Below are 19,572 nucleotides of genomic sequence, written 5' to 3'. Positions count from 1 at the left end.
CGTTGTGAGTAACTCATGCGTTTTCTGGTCATCGCCCTTATTGCCGCCTTTTCAGCCGCCCAGGTCGGCGCCTATGAGGCCGTGGACGCGGTGAACGGGACGCCTGCACCACAGGTCTCCTCGCCGAAAAGCCGCTGCACCGATGACGGGCGCTACTGCATCTCGGTCGCGAATTACGTGCCCGATGTCTGTTCTGCAATTGAGCGCGCGGCGGGGCATAACGGCATTGATCCGCATTTCTTTGCCCGGCTTCTGTGGAAGGAAAGCCTGTTCGAGCCGGGTGCGATCAGTCCGGTCGGCGCGCAGGGCATCGCCCAGTTCATGCCGGGCACCGCCGAGATGGTCGGGCTGGACGATCCGTTCAATCCGGCCAAGGCGATTGCCGCCTCGGCCCGTTATCTGCGCAGCCTGACCGACGGTTTCGGCAATATCGGGTTGGCAGCGGTCGCCTATAACGGCGGCGAAAACCGCGCATCGCGCTATGTCTCGAATGGCGGTGGCCTGCCCTGGGAGACGCAGGATTACGTGCAGGCGATCACCGGGATGACTGCCGCCGTCTGGCGTGACAGCCCGCCCAAGGAGATGGACCTGCGGCTGGACAAGCAGCGCCCGTTCCTGCCCGCCTGCATCGATCTGGCCGCCAGCCGCAAGCTGCGCGAGTTCAAGACGCCCGAGCGTGTCTGGCCCTGGGGCGTGATCGTTGCCACCCATCCCAGCCAGTCCGGCGTCAACAGCCAGGTCTCGCGTCTGAACAAGACCCTGCGCCCGATCCTTGGCGGCAAGCGGATCAGCTATGTGCGGCGCAAGATCTCGGGCGGGCCGCGTCGGGTCTATACCGCGCAGATCGGCTATTCCTCGCGGACCGAGGCCTATGCCTTCTGCTCGCGTTTGCGCAGTTTCGGCGGGCGCTGCATCGTGCTGAAGAACTGAACGGGCACCGCCCGGGGGCAGCGCCGCTGGGGTATTTCAGAAACGAAGAAAGCGCGGGTCAATCCGCCCAGCGAACCTCGGTCAGGTCGTTGGCGGGCATGGGGGCGTTTTCCCACAAGCCTTCGAGCTGGGCTTTTGCGACGCCGGTCTTGGCCAGCTGGAACAGGAAGGCATTGGCATTGTCATCGGCGATGATCTGCTGCGCCTGTTTCAGCAGGTCTGAACGCTGGGCCGCGTCGGTGGCGGCGGACAGCTTGTCCATCACCTCGTTGAAGGCGGGATTGTCGTAATTGAAATAATAGCCGGGGCGACCGTAGATGCCGATGTCCATCGGCTCGACATGGCTGATGATGGTCAGGTCGTAATCGGCACTCTTGAACACCTGCTCAAGCCATTGCGCCCATTCCATGTTGGTGATCTGGGTCTGGATACCGACGGCGCGCAGCTGGGCTGCGACGATCTCGCCCCCGCGACGGGCATAGGGCGGCGGCGGCAGGGCAAGGCGCAGGGTCAGGTCGGTGACGCCCGACTCGGCCAGCAGGGTCTTGGACTGATCGGGATCGAAGGCCGATTGCGCGGTCAGGTCGATGTAATCGGGATTGTGCGGCGCGAAATGCGTGCCGATGGGCGTGCCATAGCCAAACATCGCGCCATCGATCAGGTCCTGGCGGTTGATGGCGTGGGCAATGGCGGTGCGGACCTTGGCATTGGCCAGCGCCGGGTTCTTGTGGTTCATCGCAAGGATGGTTTCACCCTCGGTCGTGCCGACAAGCACCTTGAAGCGGGGATCGGCCTGCAACTGGGGCAGGGTTTCCGGTGCCGGATAGATCGGGAAGGCGTCGATATCGCCCGCCATCATTGCGGCAAAGGCGGCGGTGGGGTCGGGGATGAAGCGGAAGGTCGCGGATTTCAGCGCCGGTTTCTTGCCCCAGTAGCCGTCATAGGCTTGCAGCGTGATGTGGTCGCCCTGTTTCCATTCGCCAAGCTGGAACGGGCCGGTGCCGATCGGATGTGTGGCGATCTGGGGGATGTTCGCCTGATCGACCATCACCGCATCGCCCCAGGCCATCTTGAAGGGAAATGCGCCATCGGCGGCCTTCATACTGACACGGACGGTTTGCGGGTCCAGCGCCTCGATCCTGTCGATGCCTTCGAACAGGTTCTTCTGCGCATTGGTACTGTCCGTCGCGCGCGCCCGGTCCAGCGAAAAGATCACATCCTGCGCATCGAAGGCGCTGCCGTCATGGAATGTCACGCCGGGCTGCAGGTGAAAGATATAGGCCTTGCCGCCATCCTCGACGTCCCAGCTGGAGGCAAGATCGGGCTGGACGCTGCCATCGGGGCCGATGCGGGTCAGGCCCTGAAACAGATTGGCATAGACCACCTCGTCGATGGCGGCGGCAGCACCTCCGGTCGGGTCGAGATGGGGCGGCTCAAGCACCATGCCAAGGGTGATGGTGTCCTGCGCCGCCAGCGCGGGCGCAGCCAGAAGGGCGGACAAAGCCGCCGCTTGCAAGAATTTCTGCAGCATGTTTCCTCCGGCCGCCTGTCCGGGCCAGCTTTTCAGCCAAACTCCGGTGGGATCAAGCCCGCTTCTGGGTCAGCTGCTGCAGGAAGCCCGCGCAGCTTAGCCAGAGCGAGGTGATCAGCAGACCCCAGCGCGCGAAGCTCTCGGGGTGGAAATCCACCAGCACTGCCCAGACCGCAAAGCCGACCCAGGCCATCGTTACCGGCAGCGAGATCGCCCGCCAGCGCTGGGTGCGAACCGGGTGGATGAATTTGACATTGGTGAACATCGTGGCGGTCAGGGCGACCACGACGAAGAGGATGATCCAGAAATTCGGCTTCAGCGCGAACAGGACCAGCACCAGCATGTTCCAGCAGGCGGGGAAGCCTGCAAAGGAATAGTCCACCGTCTTCATCCGCGTATCGACGAAATAGAGCACGCTGCCATAGGTGATGGCGATGATCGCGATCCAGCCGGTCCAGCCGGGCAGCAGGCCCGATTTGAACAGCGCATAGGCCGGGATGAAGACATAGGTCAGGTAGTCGATGATGAGATCCATCAGGACCCCGTCATAAGTCGGCCAGTTCACCCGGACGTGGTAGCGGCGGGCCAGAGGGCCATCGATTCCATCGACGATCAGCGCGATGACCAGCCAGAAGAACATCTGCGACCATTCGGCATTCGCCGCGGCCAGCAGGGCCAGCATCGACAGGACCGCGCCGGTGGCGGTCAGCAGGTGGACGGACAGGGCTTTGAAGCGAAGTGTCATGACTTCGCTTCTGTCACTGAACAGACAAATTCGCAAGTTCGTGATCGGGGGCGATCAGCTCTCGAATTCTTCTGCGCCATAGCCTTGCAGGTAAAGCAGCGCGGTCAGGTCGCCGTGATTGATGCGCAGATCGACCTGCGCGGCCACCACGGGCTTGGCATGAAGGGCGACGCCGCTGCCCGCCAGTTGCAGCATGCCCAGATCATTCGCACCGTCACCCACGGCGATGACATCGGCAGGGGTCAGGCCGCGGGCGGCGGTGATTGCCTCCAGCGCCTCGACCTTGGCCTCGCGGCCCAGAATCGGCAGGCCGACCTGACCGGTCAGCACGCCCTCATCGGCCAGAAGCTCATTCGAGCGGTGTTCGTCGAAACCCAGTGCAGCGGCGACCGGGCCGGTGAAGACGGTGAACCCGCCCGAGACCAGCGCCGCATAGGCCCCCTGGGCGCGCATCGTCGCGACCAGCTGCCGCCCGCCCGCTGCCAGGGTGATGCGGCTGTCCAGAACCTCGCCAATCGCGGTTTCCGCAAGGCCGGAAAGCAGGCCGACGCGGGCGATCAGCGCCTCGTGGAAGTTCAGTTCGCCGTTCATGGCGCGGGCGGTGATTTCGGCGACGCGGGGGCCGACGCCAGCGACATCGGCCAGCTCGTCAATGCATTCCTGATCGATCATGGTCGAATCCATATCGGCCAGCAGCACCGATTTGCGGCGCCTCTTGGTCGGTTGGATGGCAAGGTCAAAGCCCTTGCCCTGCAGGATTTCCCAGATCTGCCAGAAGTTCGCAGGCTGGGTTTCAAGCGGGAATTCGGCAGCGATTCCAGGGTTTAGCCAGATCACCGGGCCACCATTCCAGTCCTGTCGCAATTCATCGACAAGCGCGGGGCTGAGATTGGCACGTTGCGGGGCGGCAAGGACGGTGACGGTAAACATGGGGCGCTCCGGGGAAGGAATGTTGCGCGAAGGACTAGCCAAAGCGGCGCGCAGCTTCAATGAAGCGGGGGCGATTAAAATGTTTTGGGCAGGAAACGAAAAAATTCTTGCCTGAATCATGGGCGGGTTATATGGCCGTCAGCGGGACACGCCGCCCCAACGCGGCGCTATCTAGCTGGAAGGCTACACATATGAGCATGACTGCTCCGGCTGCGCGCCCGGTCAATCCGCGCTTCTCTTCGGGCCCCTGCGCGAAGATTCCGAATTTCTCGCTCGACATGCTTGCTGATGCGCCCTTGGGCCGCTCGCACCGTGCAGCGATTGGCAAATCGAAACTTGCCGAAGCCATCGAGCTGACCCGTGAGATCCTTGGCGTTCCCGCAGATTACCGCATCGGCATCGTTCCGGCATCGGATACCGGTGCCGTCGAGATGGCGCTGTGGTCGCTGCTTGGCCCGCGCAAGGTCGAGATGCTGGCCTGGGAAAGCTTTGGCGAAGGCTGGGTCACCGATGTGGTGAAACAGCTGAAGCTGGACGCGGTTACCCGCAAAGCGCCCTACGGCCAGATCGTCGATTTCGCCGAAGTCGATTTCAACAATGACGTGGTCTTCACCTGGAACGGCACCACCTCGGGCGTGCGCGTTCCGAATGGCGACAAGATCCCGGCAGACCGCGCCGGTCTGACCATCTGCGACGCGACTTCGGCTGCGTTTGCGATGGACCTGCCCTTTGACAAGCTGGATGTCGTGACCTTCAGCTGGCAGAAGGTTCTGGGCGGCGAGGGCGCGCATGGCGTCCTGATCCTGAGCCCCCGCGCTGTCGAGCGTCTGGAAAGCTATGTTCCGGCATGGCCGCTGCCGAAAATCTTCCGCATGACCAAGGGCGGCAAGCTGATCGAGGGCATCTTCAAGGGCGAAACGATCAACACGCCCTCGATGCTGTGCGTCGAAGACTATCTGGTCGCGCTGAAATGGGCCAAATCGCTCGGCGGTCAGAAGGCGCTGGAAGCTCGCGCCAATGCCAATGCCGCGGCGATCCGTGATTTCATCGCCACCCGCGACTGGATCGCCGATCTGGCCGAGGACCCGGCTACTGCGTCGACCACTTCGGTTTGCCTGAAATTCACCGATCCGCGCATCAAGGATGGTGCAGCCTTCGCCAAGGCTGTCGCGAAACGTCTTGAGAAAGAAGGCGTGGCGCTGGACGCCGGTGCCTATCGCGATGCGCCTGCCGGTCTGCGGATCTGGTGCGGTTCCACCGTCGAGGCATCCGATGTCGCGGCGCTGATGCCCTGGATCGAATACGCCTTCAACGCCGAGATCGAAGCGCAGGCCGTCGAAGCCTGATTGATCTGCCGGGCCGGGGGCGCTGCCCCCGGACCCCCGGGATATTTAGACAAGAAAGAAGCTGACTTGCGGTGCGCGCGGCGCGACGCCGACCCCGCATATCCAGAGGATAAAGAAATGCCCAAGGTTCTTGTTTCGGACAAGCTTTCGGAAACCGCCGTCCAGATCTTCCGCGATCGCGGCGTCGAAGTGGACTACCTGCCGGAAATCGGCAAGGACAAGGAAAAGCTGGCCGAGATCATCGGTCAGTATGATGGTCTGGCGATCCGTTCGGCCAGCAAGGTGACGGCGAAGCTGCTGGAAAGCGCGACCAACCTGAAGGTCATCGGCCGCGCCGGCATCGGTGTCGACAACGTGGACATTCCGGCGGCCTCGAAAAAGGGCGTGATCGTGATGAACACGCCTTTCGGCAACAGCGTCACCACCGCCGAGCACGCCATTGCGCTGATGTTCGCCGTGGCGCGTCAGCTGCCCGAGGCCAGCGCCTCGACCCATGCCGGAAAGTGGGAAAAGAACCGCTTCATGGGCGTCGAGGTCTTCAACAAGACGCTGGGCATCATCGGCGCGGGCAATATCGGCTCGATCGTGATCGACCGTGCGCTTGGACTGCGCATGAAGGTTCTGGCCTATGACCCCTTCCTGTCGGAAGAGCGCGCGCTGGAACTGGGCGTGAAGAAGGTCGAGCTGGACGAGATGCTGGCCAAGGCCGATTTCATCACCCTGCACGTGCCGCTGACCGACAAGACCCGCAACATCCTGTCGCGCGAGAACCTGCTGAAGACCAAGAAGGGCGTGCGCATCGTCAACGCCGCGCGCGGTGGTCTGATCGACGAAGAGGCGCTGGCCGAGCTGCTGAAGTCGGGCCATGTCGCCGGTGCCGCTTTGGACGTGTTCGCGACCGAACCTGCCACGGAAAGCCCGCTGTTTGGCCTGCCGAATGTCGTCGTGACGCCGCATCTGGGTGCCTCGACCAACGAGGCGCAGGAAAACGTGGCGCTGCAGGTGGCCGAGCAGATGGCCGATTACCTGCTGACCGGTGCCGTCCAGAACGCGCTGAACATGCCTTCGGTCACCGCCGAAGAAGCCGCCGTCATGGGGCCGTGGATCAAGCTGGCCGGGCATCTGGGTGCCTTTATCGGCCAGATGACCGATGAGCCGATCAAGGCGATCAACGTGCTTTACGATGGCGTCTCGGCTGAGATGAACCTGAAGGCGCTGAACGCTGCGGTGATCTCGGGCGTGATGAAGGCCACCAACCCGGACGTGAACATGGTCTCGGCCCCGGTCATCGCCACCGAGCGTGGCGTGCAGGTCGCGACCACCACGCAGGCGAAATCGGGCATCTTTGACGGCTATATCAAGGTCACCGTCGTCACCGACACGCGTGAGCGTTCGATTGCCGGGACCGTCTTCAGCGATGGCAAGCCGCGCTTCATCCAGATCCGTGGCATCAATGTCGATGCCGAGATCGGTGAGCACATGCTGTACACCCGCAACAAGGACGTGCCGGGCGTGATCGGTGCGCTGGGAACGACCTTGGGTGATCTGGGCGTGAACATCGCGAACTTCACCCTTGGCCGGACCAAGGCCGGGGATGACGCGATTGCCATCCTGTATCTGGACGAAGAGCTGAAGCCCGAGGTCATCGAAGCCCTGCGCGCGACCGGAAAATTCATCCAGGTCCGCCCGATCAACTTCGAAGTCTGATCCACGACCTTGCACCTGACGGCCCCCGGAGTAACCTCCGGGGGCTTTTTCATGCGGAGGCTTTCATGCGCAGCTATGTCATCGGCGATATTCACGGCCAGTTGGAGCTGCTGAAAGCGGCGCATGAGCGGATCGCCGAGGATGACGCCGCGCATGGCGGCGGCGGTCAGATCATCCATGTCGGCGATCTGATCGACCGGGGCCCGGATTCGCGTGGTGTCGTCGATCACCTGATGCGTGGACAGGCCGAGGGTCGGGACTGGGTGGTGCTGAAGGGCAATCACGACCGCTTTCTGCCGCGTTTTGCCAATACGCCGGAATGGGTCGATCCGGGTCTGGCCTCGGGTCGGCATTGGATCGACCATGCCAATCTGGGCGCGGCGCAGACCTTGGCCTCATACGGGATCGGGACCGAAGGGCGCAGCCATGCCGATATCCATGCCGACCTGATGCGGGCGGTGCCCGAGGCGCATCTGCAATGGCTGGACGGGTTGCCGCTGTGGCACCTGATCCCGCAGGCGCTGATCGTCCATGCGGGTATCCGGCCCGGCATCCCGCTGGCCCAGCAGGCCGAGCATGATTTGGTCTGGATACGTCAGGGATTTCTGGACGATGCGACCGATCACGGCATCCTTGTCGTCCACGGCCATACGGTGGTCGAGCAGGTCACCCATTTTGGCAACCGTCTGGCCGTTGATACCGGCGCCGCCTATGACGGGCCGCTGAGCGCCGTGGTCTTTGACGACAGTGGCATTCATGTCCTGTCCGATGAAGGCCGCCTGCCGGTACACCATGCGTCGCCGCCCCGTTAGGGCCGCGATTCACCCCAAGGTGGACAGCGCGGGCTGGTCGCGCTATGAGGCGCAGCGTCAAAGGAAGGCACGATGCGGATTCCGTCCATAACCGCGAAATACAGTCTGGGCCAAGTCGTCCGTCACCGCGAGCATCCGTTTCGCGGTGTGATTTTTGATGTCGACCCGGAATTCGCCAATACCGAGGAATGGTACGAATCCATCCCCGAGGAATCGCGCCCCTCGCGCAATCAGCCCTTCTATCATCTCTATGCCGAAACCGAGGCGACCTATTACGTCGCCTATGTGTCCGAGCAGAACCTGATGCCGGATGTCTCGGGCGAGCCCTTGGAACATCCCGAGGTGGACGAGATGTTCGGCGAGTTCGAGGATGGCCGCTATCCGCTGCAGGTCGGGCTGAACTGACCCGCCTTCATTGCATTGGTGGCGGCAAGTCGGACAGACTGTGATCCAAAGGCATGGTAAAGCCAAGATAGTTGCGCCGCCCCGTGTGGATACTGCGTAGTTGCTGGAGCCCGGTCCAATCGAGGCTGCCCTTGGGCAATTCGCGGACGGCAAGGCAAGACGGGCCTAGGGTCAGGTCCGTCATCGGTCACGGCGCAGGAAGTCCCCTCGATCCAGCGAATGACGCGTAGATGCACTGTTGGCCCGGTCGATGCTGCGCGTGCAGATGCTGTCCAGCACCTCGATCAACACCAGTTCCGGCCGGGACAGCGCATCAGGTTCGGTAAGGGTCGCGAAACGCTGACGCAACAAACCCAGCGTCCGCCGAACGGGCAGGGGATCGGCGGTGAAGATCGTGTGAAACATCGGCTGCCGGTCGTCCGATAGGACGGTCATTCCGTCGGTCCGGGCACAACATCCGGCATAATTCTGAACAGCATGGGAACGGCGTCCAGCCTTGGCTTGTGGGTGCCGATTGGGACGTTGTCCGGCTGTGGCAACAATGTAATCAGCATGACCAGTTCCCAAGCCTCGACTGGTCCCGGTCTAGGGCCGAACTGCTTCCGATTCCGTGAATCCTACGGCGAAATTGCCTTGGAATTTCATCGAATTCGCCCGACGGCTGCGTGCTGCGGGCCGCCTATGGCCCGTCTGGCGGCGGATGCCTGAATTTGCGGCAATGCCTGCTTGGAACCATGCCATCAGGAACTTCGTTTGCGCAAATTCTGTTGGCCGGATGGACAGTTCGCCCACGATTGCGAAGATCATGGGCAGAAATGCGGGTTGAGGGGGTGCGATGTCATATAATGAAATGATCGAAAGCGGAGAGGTACGCGCCCCATACGCGATGCTGTCCGACTGGGTCGCCTCGATGCCCGCCGAGATGCGCCAGATGAAGCAGGCCGAGGCCGAGGCGCTGTTTCGCCGCATCGGCATCACCTTTGCGGTCTATGGCGAGGGCGGCGACCCGGACCGGCTGATCCCCTTCGACATGATCCCGCGCGTCTTTCAGCAAAGCGAATGGCGCAAGATGGAACGCGGCATCAAGCAGCGCGCCCGTGCGCTGAACGCCTTTCTGCGCGATGTTTACGGCCGGGCCGAGATCATCCGCGCCGGGCGCATCCCCGCCCGGCTGGTCTTTCAGAACGAGGCCTATGAAAAGGCGGTGGTGGGTTTCGTGCCGCCGCGTGGGGTCTATTCCCATATCGTCGGCATCGACATCGTGCGCACCGGCCGCGATGAGTTCTTTGTGCTTGAGGACAATTGCCGCACGCCCTCGGGTGTCAGCTACATGCTGGAAAACCGCGAGATCATGATGCGGATGTTTCCGGGTCTGTTCCGCAACAACCGCATTGAGCCGGTTGACCAATATCCCGAACTTCTGCGCCGGACGCTGGCCTCGGTCGCGCCGGCGAAATGCGAGGGCACGCCGACCATCGTCATCCTGACGCCGGGCCATTACAACAGCGCCTATTACGAGCACAGCTTCCTTGCCAACCTGATGGGCGTCGAACTGGTCGAGGGCAGCGATCTGTTCGTCGATGGCGGCTTTGTCTACATGCGCACGACGCAGGGGCCGAAACGTGTCGACGTGATCTATCGCCGGATCGACGATCCCTATCTGGACCCCTTGTGCTTCCGCAAGGATTCCATGCTGGGCGTGCCGGGGCTGATGGATGTCTATCGCTCGGGCGGGGTGTCGATTGCCTCGGCGCCGGGCGCGGGGGTGGCCGATGACAAGGCGATCTACACCTATGTCCCCGAGATGATCCGCTTTTATCTGGGCGAGGAGCCGCTTTTGCAGAACGTCCAGACATGGACGCTGTGGAAGGACGACGACTACAAATACGTCATGGAAAACCTCAAGGATCTGGTGGTCAAGGAGGTCCACGGCTCGGGCGGCTATGGCATGCTGATCGGCCCGAAAGCCACCCGCGAGGAGATTGCCCGCTTCGCCGAACTCATCAAGGCCAATCCGGGCAATTACATCGCCCAGCCGACACTGGCCTTGTCGACCAGTCCGACCTTTGTCGATGAGGGCATCGCGCCCCGCCATGTCGACCTGCGGCCCTTCTGCCTGTGCGGCGACCGGGTCGAGCTGGTCCCCGGCGGGCTGACGCGGGTGGCGCTGCGCGAAGGCTCGCTGGTGGTGAACTCGTCGCAGGGCGGCGGGGTCAAGGACACCTGGGTATTGACGGAATAAGGGACGCATCCATGCTTAGCCGCACCGCCGCCAACCTGTTCTGGATGGGTCGCCACTTGGAACGCGCGGAAACCGCCGCCCGGCTTCTTGATGTGGGCGCCCGTATCACCCTGCTGCCCAATACCGAGGAAGGTTACCGCAACGAATGGGAATCGCTCCTGCGCGCCTCGGGGGCGCAGGACGCCTTCGCCGAGCATTATGGCGACCGCATCAATCAGGAGAACATCGAATCCTGGCTGTTCTTTGACAAGCAGAACCACTCATCCGTGGCCTCCTGCTTTGAAAAGGCCCGCGAGGGTGGGCGGATCGTGCGCACCGCTCTGACCAATCAGGTCTGGGACGCGCTGAACACCGCGTTTCAGGAATTGCGCCAGCTGGTCGCCCGCCCGCGCGGCGATATCGATACGGCGCAGCTGACCGATTTCACCACCCGGCACGGCGCGACGGTGCGCGGCGCGATCAATGCCAGCCAGTTGCGCAATGACGGCTGGCATTTCATCAATCTGGGCTATTCGCTGGAACGGGCGGACGCGACCTCGCGCCTGCTGGACGTGAAGTATTTCGTGCTGCTGCCGAGGGTCGAGTTCGTCGGCTCGGGGCTGGACAACTACCAGTGGCAGGTGATCCTGCGCGCGCTGTCGGCGCATCGCGCCTTTCACTGGGCTTATGGCGGTGAGGTCACCGCGAACAAGGTTGCCGATTTCCTGATCCTGAACGGGGAAAGCCCGCGCTCGCTGCTGACCTCGCTTTATGAGGCGGTCTGGAACCTTGACGGTCTGACCCGCCGCTATGGCGAGACGGTGCCTGCGACGGCATCCCTGCGCGCCCGCCAGACGCTGGAGGAGCTGATGGCACGCGATATCGACGCGATCTTTGACGAGGGCCTGCATGAGTTTCTCAGCTGGTTCATCAATGAGATCGGCGTCATCGCCGATGCGGTGCAGGACGACTATTTCAGCGGCCGGATGTAGGGGGAGGACGCGCCGATGAAACTGAAGATCATCCATGAGACCAGTTACAGCTATGACACGCCGGTCGAGGCGCTGGTGCAAAGCCTGCGGTTGACGCCTTCGGTCCATGAAGGGCAGCGGGTCAGCGAATGGCGCATCTCGGTCAGCGGTGGCCAGCGCGGCGCGGCATTCCGCGACGGGGCCGGGGACTGGATCGAGGGCTGGACCGTGCGCGGCCCGGTCGAGGAAGTGACCGTGCAGATCGAAGGCCTGATCGAGACCCGCGACACCGCCGGCGTTCTGCGCGGCCATCGTGAAAGCGTCAGCCCGATCGTCTATCTGCGCAGCACCCCCGCGACCAAAGCCGATGCGGGTCTGAAGGAACTGGCGGCCTCGGTTCAGGGAGAGGACGCGCTGGACATCGCGCATCGGCTGTCTGCTGCGGTCAGCAAGGCCATCGCCTATACGCCCGGCGCGACCGAGTCGGTGACCTCGGCGGCCGAGGCGCTGGAACTGGGGCAGGGGGTCTGTCAGGACCATGCCCATGCGCTGATCGCCTGCGCCCGCGAACGCGGCCTGCCGGCGCGCTATGTCTCGGGCTATCTGCATACCAGCGTCGGCGGCAAACCCCATGACGCCGCCCATGCCTGGGCCGAGATCCATGTCGGATCGCTGGGCTGGGTCGGCTTCGACGCCGCCAATGCCTGCTGCCCCGATGAGCGCTACGTGCGTCTGGGTTCGGGCTATGACGCGCAGGACGCGGCGCCGGTGCGCGGCATGGCCTTTGGCATCAGCATCGAAAGCCTCGACGTGCGGGTGCATGTCGAGGAGATCCAGCAATAGCCCACCCCCGGTTTGCGTGACCGTGAGTTGCGTGCCCGGGCGGCTGGGCCTATTCAGGTCCGGGAAGCGAGCCTTGGGATCCGGAAGATGACCTATTGCGTCGGGCTGAAACTGAATGCGGGACTGGTGCTGCTGTCGGACACGCGCACCAATGCCGGGCTGGATAATATCTCGACCTATCGCAAGATGTTCTTCTTTGAAGAGCCGGGCGAGCGGGTGATCGCGATCATGACCGCAGGCAGCCTGTCGGTCACCCAGACCACCCTTGGCCGTCTGCAGGAGGCGATCGAGAACCCCGAGGCCGATGAGACGACCTCGATCATGAAGGCGGGTTCGATGTTGCAGGTCGCCTCGATCATCGGCGAAACCCTGCACCGCACCACGCGCGAGATTGCCGAACAGACCCGCGATCTGAACCAGCAGGCCAGCGCCAGCATGATCGTCGCCGGACAGCGCCGCGACGGCGAGATGCGGTTGTTCCTGATCTATCCGCAGGGCAATTTCATCATGGCGACCGAGGACACGCCCTTCCTGCAGATCGGCGAGCATAAATACGGCAAGCCGATCCTCGACCGGGTGGTGACGCCGGAAACCAGCCTTGCCGATGCGCAAAAGGCCGTGCTGCTGTCGATGGATTCGACGCTGCGCTCGAACCTTTCGGTGGGCATGCCGCTGGATCTGGCGGTGATCGCCCGCGACGATTTACGCATCTCGCAGCGTCGCCGCATCCTCGACGGCGACCCCGCCTTCGCCGCGATGTCAGCGGCGTGGTCGGCGGCATTGCGCGAGAGTTTTGGAAATGTAAGCCTCTGAGCTCGCCCTTCCGCGGGACCGAGTACTGGATCAGAAGGAGCGCCTGAATGGCATTGGAATTGCGCCGGCCCCCGATGGACATGTTTCACATGCCTTCGCTGCACGAAGGGATGTATTACATTCCGCCCCGCAAGGGCTGGGTCATGCGACCGGCTGCAGGCGCAACCGTCCGGCTGTTTGCCGGAAGTGACAGCGATACCATCAACGACCTGCAAGAGCTTGTTATCGAGCGTCAGCAGCTGCAGCGTTTCAAGGCGATCATGGAGATCAACTCGGCGCCTGTCGTGCTTGAGAATGCCGAGTTCCGCAATTCCTTCGCGATGATCAACGGCCGTTTCTGGCTGAACGGTGCCTCTGGCGATCGCATTCGCAACAAGGTCGATGTCCAGAACAATGCCGACTGGCGCAAGAGCCGGATCAAATCCGCGTTTCGGCGTGCAAGGAACAACGGCACCCTGACGCCCGCACTGTGGAAGGGCAAGGGCAACGATCTGGATATCGCCATCGAGTTGAAGAACGGCTTCAACTATTACCATTTCACCACCGAGACCCTGGGCAGTCTGGCGCATTTCGTGAAGGACAAGTCGGGAAGGCCGATCAACCTTCACCTGCCGCAGGATAATATCAAGGGTTTCCTGAGTCGCTTTATTTCGGCGATCTACCCCAGCATTGCGGATCGCGTGAATTTCGTGACCAGCGGCACGAAATATGAGCGCGTCCGTTCGGTCTACAATCATCGTCACTACCTGTATCAGGTCCGCGATCCACGGATCGACGATTGCGTCTCGATCTCTGACGAGCCGAAATGGCATGAGCTCAACTCTGACAACTCCTATCGCAAGGAGGTCTCCAAGGCCTCGTTCGATTCAAGCCTGCGCATGCTGCGCGAACAGGCTTTGGGCCAACTGTCTGCGGACATCATCAAAGGCATGCCAAAGCTGGTTTTCATGGGCCGGGACGAGTCCGGAGACGCCCGCGCGCGTGGGCTTGTCGGGCACGAGCCGTTGCTGGAGGAACTCGGAAGCCGTGGCTTTGAAGTGGTGGTCTTTGAGCATCTGTCCCCGTTGGAGCAGATCGCCGCCATGCAGGCCGCCGATATCGTCATTGCGCCGCATGGTGCGGGGCTGGCGAACATGACCTATTCCCACCCGGATTCCCTGGTGATCGAGATCGGCACGCGTCAGACGCAGATGCATCGCTGGGGCGATTTCCTGGCCAATGCCCATGTATCGGGATGCCATTACGACACGGTTTTCGCGGATATTGCCGGTGTCGATGACCCCGACCTTGTCCCGCCGATGGCCGAGGGACATCTGGGGGTCAAAATCGGCAAGCGCGCGACCGACCGCATCCTGCAGATCGTGGATGAGCGGATGGCCGCGATCAGCAAGCCATCCGTGTCGCGGTCAGTCTGACGCGATCAGCCCTTCGCGCAGCTCGTAAATCAGGTCCAGCGCCTCGCGTGCGGTGATCTGGTCGGGGTTCAGCGCGCGCAGGCGCTCCTCGACGACCGAGGGCTTGGGTTTCGCCATCGGGGCAGGGGGCGGGGCGCTGCGGAACAGCGGCAGGTCGTCCAGCAATGCCGCGGGTTTGCCCGCGCCCTCATCCTCGCCGCTTTCCAGCTGGTGCAGGATTTCGCGGGCGCGTTCGACGACCGAAGGCGGCAGTCCGGCCAGCCGCGCCACCTGCACACCATAGCTGCGGTCGGCGGCGCCCTTCCTGACCTCGTGCAGGAAGATCACCTCGCCTTCCCATTCGCGCACGGCGACAGTGGCGTTTTCGACACCCGGCAGCCGGGCCGAGAGCGAGGTCATCTCATGGTAATGGGTGGCGAACAGCGCCCGGCAGCGGTTCTTGGCGTGCAGATGCTCCATCACCGCCCATGCGATCGACAGCCCGTCCCAGGTCGCGGTGCCGCGCCCGATCTCATCCAGAATCACCAGCGCGTGGTCGTCGGCCTGATTGAGGATGGCTGCCGTCTCGACCATCTCGACCATGAAGGTCGAGCGCCCGCGCGCCAGATCGTCCGCCGCGCCAACGCGGCTGAAAAGTTGGCTGACCATGCCGATATGGGCGTGGCTGGCGGGAACGAAGCCCCCCGCCTGCGCCAGAATGGCGATCAGCGCGTTCTGGCGCAGGAAGGTCGATTTACCGGCCATGTTCGGACCGGTCAGCAGCCAAATCGCCGGGGTTTCCCCCGCCGTCAGGGCGCAGTCATTGGCGACGAAGGCCTCGCCCTTGCGCTTCAGGGCACGTTCCACGACCGGATGGCGGCCACCCTCGATCTGAAAGGCGCGGCTGGCATCGACCTGCGGGCGGGTCCAACCCTCGCCCGAGGCCAGATCGGCGAAGGCCGCGGTCAGGTCGATCTCGGCCAAGGCACGGGCGGCCTGACCGATGGGTCCGGCGCGGTCCAGAACCGCGCGGGTCAGCCGGGCGAAGATCTCGCGCTCGATTTCCAGCGCGCGGTCGCGGGCGTTGAGGATGCGGGTTTCCAGTTCCGACAGCTCGACCGTGGTGAAGCGGATCTGGTTGGCGGTGGTCTGGCGATGGATGAAGCGCTCGTTCAGCGGCGGGGCCAGCATGCGTTCGGCATGGGTCGAGGTGGTCTCGATGAAATAACCCAGGACGTTGTTATGCTTGATCTTGAGGCTGGTGACCCCGGTCTGGGCGATATAATCGGCCTGCATGCTGGCGATGACGCCACGGCCCTCGTCGCGCAGACGCCGGGTGTCGTCCAGATCCGCATCATAGCCCGGCGCAGTGAAGCCACCGTCACGGGTCAGCAGCGGGGGTTCGGCCACCAGCGCCTCATCCAGCAGGTCGATCAGCGCATCGTGGCCGGTGAGGTCGCGCCCGGCCTGCTCCAGCACGGCAATGTCGTCGCAGCCGAGCATTGCGGCAATGGCCGTCCCCTGCGTCAGCCCGGCGCGGATCGCGGCCAGATCGCGCGGCCCGCCGCGTTCGAGTGCGATGCGCGACAGCGCCCGGTCCATGTCGGGGGCGCGGCTGAGGGCCTCGCGCAGGTCGGCGGTCAGGCGGGGTTCAGAGGCAAGATGGGCAACGGCGGATTGGCGGGCACGGATCAGGTCCAGGTCGCGGGAAGGCGCGCTGATCCGGCGTTCCAGCAGCCGCGCGCCGCCCGCCGTCACCGTGCGGTCAATGGCGGCCAGCAGGCTGCCCTCGCGCCCGCCGGACAGGGCCTGCGTCAGTTCAAGGTTGCGCCGGGTGGCGGCATCGATCTGCATCGCGCCGCCCGCAGCCTCGCGCACGGGTGGGCGGATCAGCGGCATCCGACCCTTCTGAGTCAGTTCCAGATAGTCGGCGATCGACCCCATTGCGGCCAGTTCCGCACGGGTGAAATTCCCAAACCCTTCAAGCGTTTCCACGTGAAACAGCGCGCATAGCCTGCGGGTTGCGGCAGCGCTGTCGAAGCTGCCTGCGGGCAGTTCGGTCAGGGCGGCGCCTGCCTCAAGCGCGATGTCGTCAAGCTGTGACCCCTCGGCGGCCAGCAATTCGCGCGGGGCATGGCGGGCCAGTTCCGGGGCCAGCCGCGCAGGCGGGCAGGTCATCACCCGGAACTCGCCGGTCGAAATATCGACCCAGGCCAACGCGGAATCGTCGCGGACATGGGCAAAACTGGCAAGGAAATTGTGCCGCCGCGCTTCCAGCAGGGTTTCCTCGGTCAGGGTGCCGGGGGTGACCAGCCGCACCACGTCGCGGGCGACGACGGATTTCGCGCCGCGCTTGCGGGCCTCGGCGGGGTCCTCCATCTGTTCGGCGATGGCGACGCGGAAGCCCTTGCGGATCAGGGTCAGCAGATAGGATTCGGCGGCATGGACCGGCACGCCACACATCGGGATCGGCTCGCCCAGATGAGTGCCGCGCTTGGTCAGGGCGATGTCCAGCGCCACGGCTGCGGCGACGGCATCGTCAAAGAACATCTCGTAAAAGTCGCCCATGCGATAGAACAGCAGCGCCCCCGGGTTGGCTTCGCGGATCGTCAGATACTGCGCCATCATCGGGGTGGGTTGATCGCTCATGTTTCGGCCTGTTCCTTCGGGGTAAGTCCTTCTATGGGATGACGCCACGGATGCAAACCATGTCGCGGTATAGTTGCGTAATTCTGGATGACACTAACCTTGGCTTCATGCATCGTCGCGCAAAAGTCCGATTGGTCGAGGGACAGATGAAGGCGTTGATTCTGGGCGCAGTTATGGGGTGCTGCGTGACGGCGGCCGATGCCGCCTGCCCGGATGTGTCGCTGATGCAGAACGCGGCGCGGGGCTGGATCGCGGGGCAGCGTCTGCCCGATCCGGTGGTGCGCAACATGGACGATGCGAATTGCGCCTATACCAGCTTCCGGTCGGTGCTTGAGGCAGAACTGGGACCGCCGGTCGGCGTGAAGGTCGGCTTCACCTCGCAGGATGTGCGCGACCGCTTCGGGGTAGAGGAGCCGATTTCGGGGGCGCTGTTCGGGCCGATGTTGCTGCCCAATGGCAGCAGGCTCAGCCTGAGGGGCAGCCGCATGCCCCATTACGAGGCCGATCTGGTCGTGACCGTGGGCGATCCGGCGATCATGCACGCCACCACCCGCGAAGAGGTTGCCGCCGCCCTGCGCGACGTCCGGCCCTTTATCGAATTGCCCGATATCGCCTTTTCGCGCGGGACGGTTCCGACCGGTCCGATCATGGCCGCCTATGGCGGTGCGCCGTGGCGGGGCGTGCTGGGTGACAGCATTGCGATTTCCGAACTGGAAAACCCGGTCGAGGATCTGGGCAAGCTGGGCGTGTCGCTGAAAAACAATGGCCAGACCGTCGCGATTTCGCGTGGCGACAGGCTGCTGGGGCATCCGCTGGACGTGGTGCTGTGGCTGGTTCAGCAGGGGCATTACGACCTCAAGGCGGGCTCGATCATCTCTCTGGGGGCCTTCGCCGCTTTCGCCCCGGCTGTGGCCGGTCACCGGATCGAGGCCGAATACAACCTGGCCGGTCGCACGATGCGGGCCTCGGTCACGCTGATCCCGTAAGGGGCGCGAAATCTGCGGGCACGCGAAAAATTAGCTTTGCCTCGCAGGCGGTTGTGTCGCAACACTGTCACTGGGCGTCGCTAGGTGGCACGGGATGCCGCCCATTGCGGCACAGATGGAACGGAGTTTGCGACATGACGATTCACTCGACCGCGACCGGACTTGCCGCTCTGATCGCGCTGGTAGCCTCGGGGGCGGCATCGGCCCAGGATCTGGCCGCGCTGGAAACCGCCGCCAAGGCGGAAGGAATGCTGACCACCATCGCGCTGCCCCATGACTGGTGCGGCTATGGCGCGGTGATCGAGGGCTTCAAGAAGAAATACCCCGAGATCAAGGTCAACGAACTGAACCCCGACGCAGGCTCGGCCGATGAGCTTGAGGCTATCCGCGCCAACAAGGACAACAAGGGCCCGCAGGCCCCCGACGTGATCGATGTGGGCCTGTCCTTCGGCCCGCAAGCCAAAGCCGAGGGGCTGATCCAGCCCTACAAGGTCGCCACCTGGGACACGATCCCGGATGATGCCAAGGATGCCGACGGCTATTGGTATGGCGACTATTACGGGGTCATGGCTTTCGGCGTGAACACCGATCTGGTCGATGCCGCGCCGAAATCGTGGAAAGACCTCAGCAAGCCCGAATATGCCAATGCCTTCGCGCTGGCCGGCGATCCGCGCGCCTCGGCGCAGGCGATCATCTCGGTCATGGCGGCGGGCATCGCCAATGGCGGCGAGCCGGGCGAAGCCTCGGGGCAGAAGGGCATGGAACTGCTGGCCGAGGTGAACAAGGCCGGGAACTTCGTTCCGGTCATCGGCAAATCCGCGACCATCGCGCAGGGCGCTACCCCGATCGTCACCGCTTGGGATTACAACCTGCTGTCCTGGCGCGACGGGCTGAAGGGCAACCCGCCGGTCGAAGTCATCATCCCCGAGGATGGCGTCGTCGCGGGCGTCTATGTGCAGGCGATCTCGGCCTATGCGCCCCATCCCAATGCCGCGAAGCTGTGGATGGAATACCTGTATTCGGACGAAGGTCAGCTGGGCTGGCTGAAGGGCTACTGCCACCCGATCCGCTTCAACGATCTGGTCAAGGCGGGTAAGGTTCCCGACGAGATGCTGAAGGCACTGCCCGAGGCCTCGGCCTATGAAAAGGCGATTTTCCCGACGCTGGAACAGCAGGAAGCCAACAAGAAGGTCGTGACCGGGGGCTGGGATTCGGTCGTCGGCGCTGCCGTCAAGGAATAAGGCCAACGGCCCCGCCCGCTCAGGGCGGGGCCAGCATCTGACGGGGCA

At 63.5% G+C, this 19,572-nt stretch carries 17 protein-coding genes; 12 read left to right on the top strand and 5 right to left on the bottom strand.

The genetic code is table 11. From position 1 onward, the window contains the following. Nucleotides 1-15 precede the first annotated feature (15 nt). Complete coding sequence (locus tag IB235_RS06015; RefSeq protein WP_155038696.1) at nucleotides 16-930, top strand: lytic transglycosylase domain-containing protein; 915 nt, start codon at nucleotides 16-18, stop codon at nucleotides 928-930. Between the two features lie 58 nt (nucleotides 931-988). Here the strand turns inward: IB235_RS06015 and IB235_RS06010 are convergent, their stop codons facing one another. From IB235_RS06010 to serB, 3 genes are read right to left on the bottom strand one after another with little or no spacing between them, the layout of a single operon-like run. Then, on the bottom strand, nucleotides 989-2,461 hold the full coding sequence (locus IB235_RS06010; RefSeq protein ID WP_192336057.1) for an ABC transporter substrate-binding protein: 1,473 nt from the start codon (nucleotides 2,459-2,461) through the stop codon (nucleotides 989-991). Between the two features lie 52 nt (nucleotides 2,462-2,513). Beyond that, on the bottom strand, nucleotides 2,514-3,206 hold the full coding sequence (locus tag IB235_RS06005; RefSeq protein WP_155038694.1) for a phosphatidylcholine/phosphatidylserine synthase: 693 nt from the start codon (nucleotides 3,204-3,206) through the stop codon (nucleotides 2,514-2,516). 54 nt (nucleotides 3,207-3,260) lie between these two features. Then, nucleotides 3,261-4,136 carry a phosphoserine phosphatase SerB gene (serB, locus tag IB235_RS06000; protein WP_192336056.1) on the bottom strand — a complete coding sequence of 292 codons (876 nt, stop codon included), beginning with the start codon at nucleotides 4,134-4,136 and terminating at the stop codon, nucleotides 3,261-3,263. Nucleotides 4,137-4,327: 191 nt separating this feature from the next. Between serB and IB235_RS05995 the strand changes: the two genes are divergently transcribed. The 4 genes from IB235_RS05995 to hspQ all read left to right on the top strand — a co-directional run bounded on the left by IB235_RS05995 (nucleotide 4,328) and on the right by hspQ (nucleotide 8,406). Next, nucleotides 4,328-5,482 carry a phosphoserine transaminase gene (locus IB235_RS05995; RefSeq protein ID WP_192336055.1) on the top strand — a complete coding sequence of 385 codons (1,155 nt, stop codon included), beginning with the start codon at nucleotides 4,328-4,330 and terminating at the stop codon, nucleotides 5,480-5,482. 117 nt (nucleotides 5,483-5,599) lie between these two features. Further along, nucleotides 5,600-7,189, top strand: coding sequence for a phosphoglycerate dehydrogenase (gene serA, locus IB235_RS05990; RefSeq protein WP_155038690.1), 1,590 nt, complete (start codon nucleotides 5,600-5,602; stop codon nucleotides 7,187-7,189). Nucleotides 7,190-7,254: 65 nt separating this feature from the next. Beyond that, a complete protein-coding gene (locus IB235_RS05985; RefSeq protein WP_192336054.1) occupies nucleotides 7,255-8,001 on the top strand; it encodes a metallophosphoesterase in 747 nt (248 codons plus the stop codon). A gap of 72 nt (nucleotides 8,002-8,073) precedes the next feature. Next, nucleotides 8,074-8,406: a heat shock protein HspQ gene (gene hspQ / locus IB235_RS05980; protein ID WP_155038688.1), complete on the top strand. Its 333-nt coding sequence runs from the start codon at nucleotides 8,074-8,076 to the stop codon at nucleotides 8,404-8,406. Nucleotides 8,407-8,586: 180 nt separating this feature from the next. Here the strand turns inward: hspQ and IB235_RS05975 are convergent, their stop codons facing one another. Continuing rightward, entirely contained in the window at nucleotides 8,587-8,841 is a 255-nt protein-coding gene (locus IB235_RS05975) for a hypothetical protein (RefSeq protein WP_192336053.1), read from the bottom strand. Between the two features lie 400 nt (nucleotides 8,842-9,241). Between IB235_RS05975 and IB235_RS05970 the strand changes: the two genes are divergently transcribed. From IB235_RS05970 to IB235_RS05950, 5 genes are all read left to right on the top strand, one after another. Beyond that, the gene (locus IB235_RS05970; protein WP_155038686.1) at nucleotides 9,242-10,648 is read left to right on the top strand and encodes a circularly permuted type 2 ATP-grasp protein; all 1,407 of its coding nucleotides are present in this window, start codon (nucleotides 9,242-9,244) and stop codon (nucleotides 10,646-10,648) included. An 11-nt stretch (nucleotides 10,649-10,659) separates the two neighbouring features. After that, a complete protein-coding gene (locus IB235_RS05965; protein WP_155038685.1) occupies nucleotides 10,660-11,619 on the top strand; it encodes an alpha-E domain-containing protein in 960 nt (319 codons plus the stop codon). 15 nt (nucleotides 11,620-11,634) lie between these two features. Beyond that, a complete protein-coding gene (locus IB235_RS05960; protein ID WP_155038684.1) occupies nucleotides 11,635-12,441 on the top strand; it encodes a transglutaminase family protein in 807 nt (268 codons plus the stop codon). Between the two features lie 87 nt (nucleotides 12,442-12,528). Further along, complete coding sequence (locus tag IB235_RS05955) at nucleotides 12,529-13,254, top strand: peptidase (protein ID WP_192336052.1); 726 nt, start codon at nucleotides 12,529-12,531, stop codon at nucleotides 13,252-13,254. A gap of 47 nt (nucleotides 13,255-13,301) precedes the next feature. Next, a complete protein-coding gene (locus IB235_RS05950; RefSeq protein WP_192336051.1) occupies nucleotides 13,302-14,669 on the top strand; it encodes a glycosyltransferase 61 family protein in 1,368 nt (455 codons plus the stop codon). Here IB235_RS05950 and mutS read toward each other — a convergent pair. After that, nucleotides 14,661-17,297, bottom strand: coding sequence for a DNA mismatch repair protein MutS (mutS, locus tag IB235_RS05945; protein ID WP_192336050.1), 2,637 nt, complete (start codon nucleotides 17,295-17,297; stop codon nucleotides 14,661-14,663). The two genes, IB235_RS05950 and mutS, sit on opposite strands and share 9 nt — an antisense overlap. A 146-nt stretch (nucleotides 17,298-17,443) precedes the next feature. Between mutS and IB235_RS05940 the strand changes: the two genes are divergently transcribed. After that, a complete protein-coding gene (locus IB235_RS05940) occupies nucleotides 17,444-18,283 on the top strand; it encodes a fumarylacetoacetate hydrolase family protein (RefSeq protein ID WP_155038680.1) in 840 nt (279 codons plus the stop codon). A 134-nt stretch (nucleotides 18,284-18,417) separates the two neighbouring features. Then, nucleotides 18,418-19,524, top strand: a complete 1,107-nt coding sequence (locus IB235_RS05935) for an ABC transporter substrate-binding protein (protein WP_192336049.1) — start codon at nucleotides 18,418-18,420, stop codon at nucleotides 19,522-19,524. Nucleotides 19,525-19,572: the final 48 nt, after the last annotated feature.

Origin of the sequence: Paracoccus sp. PAR01 (assembly GCF_014851995.1) — a bacterium.
Taxonomy (GTDB): Bacteria; Pseudomonadota; Alphaproteobacteria; order Rhodobacterales; family Rhodobacteraceae; genus Paracoccus; species Paracoccus litorisediminis.
Note: the sequence above shows the minus strand (reverse complement) of the source record. Positions and strands in the feature narration are given on the sequence as shown.

Excerpts from the sequence above, each read along its gene's own strand:
- IB235_RS06015 (WP_155038696.1), top strand. The coding sequence starts at position 16 with ATGCGTTTTCTGGTCATCGCCCTTATTGCCGCCTTTTCAGCCGCCCAG.
- IB235_RS06010 (WP_192336057.1), bottom strand. The coding sequence starts at position 2,461 with ATGCTGCAGAAATTCTTGCAAGCGGCGGCTTTGTCCGCCCTTCTGGCT.
- IB235_RS06005 (WP_155038694.1), bottom strand. The coding sequence starts at position 3,206 with ATGACACTTCGCTTCAAAGCCCTGTCCGTCCACCTGCTGACCGCCACC.
- serB (WP_192336056.1), bottom strand. The coding sequence starts at position 4,136 with ATGTTTACCGTCACCGTCCTTGCCGCCCCGCAACGTGCCAATCTCAGC.
- IB235_RS05995 (WP_192336055.1), top strand. The coding sequence starts at position 4,328 with ATGAGCATGACTGCTCCGGCTGCGCGCCCGGTCAATCCGCGCTTCTCT.
- serA (WP_155038690.1), top strand. The coding sequence starts at position 5,600 with ATGCCCAAGGTTCTTGTTTCGGACAAGCTTTCGGAAACCGCCGTCCAG.
- IB235_RS05985 (WP_192336054.1), top strand. The coding sequence starts at position 7,255 with ATGCGCAGCTATGTCATCGGCGATATTCACGGCCAGTTGGAGCTGCTG.
- hspQ (WP_155038688.1), top strand. The coding sequence starts at position 8,074 with ATGCGGATTCCGTCCATAACCGCGAAATACAGTCTGGGCCAAGTCGTC.
- IB235_RS05975 (WP_192336053.1), bottom strand. The coding sequence starts at position 8,841 with ATGACCGTCCTATCGGACGACCGGCAGCCGATGTTTCACACGATCTTC.
- IB235_RS05970 (WP_155038686.1), top strand. The coding sequence starts at position 9,242 with ATGTCATATAATGAAATGATCGAAAGCGGAGAGGTACGCGCCCCATAC.
- IB235_RS05965 (WP_155038685.1), top strand. The coding sequence starts at position 10,660 with ATGCTTAGCCGCACCGCCGCCAACCTGTTCTGGATGGGTCGCCACTTG.
- IB235_RS05960 (WP_155038684.1), top strand. The coding sequence starts at position 11,635 with ATGAAACTGAAGATCATCCATGAGACCAGTTACAGCTATGACACGCCG.
- IB235_RS05955 (WP_192336052.1), top strand. The coding sequence starts at position 12,529 with ATGACCTATTGCGTCGGGCTGAAACTGAATGCGGGACTGGTGCTGCTG.
- IB235_RS05950 (WP_192336051.1), top strand. The coding sequence starts at position 13,302 with ATGGCATTGGAATTGCGCCGGCCCCCGATGGACATGTTTCACATGCCT.
- mutS (WP_192336050.1), bottom strand. The coding sequence starts at position 17,297 with ATGAGCGATCAACCCACCCCGATGATGGCGCAGTATCTGACGATCCGC.
- IB235_RS05940 (WP_155038680.1), top strand. The coding sequence starts at position 17,444 with ATGAAGGCGTTGATTCTGGGCGCAGTTATGGGGTGCTGCGTGACGGCG.
- IB235_RS05935 (WP_192336049.1), top strand. The coding sequence starts at position 18,418 with ATGACGATTCACTCGACCGCGACCGGACTTGCCGCTCTGATCGCGCTG.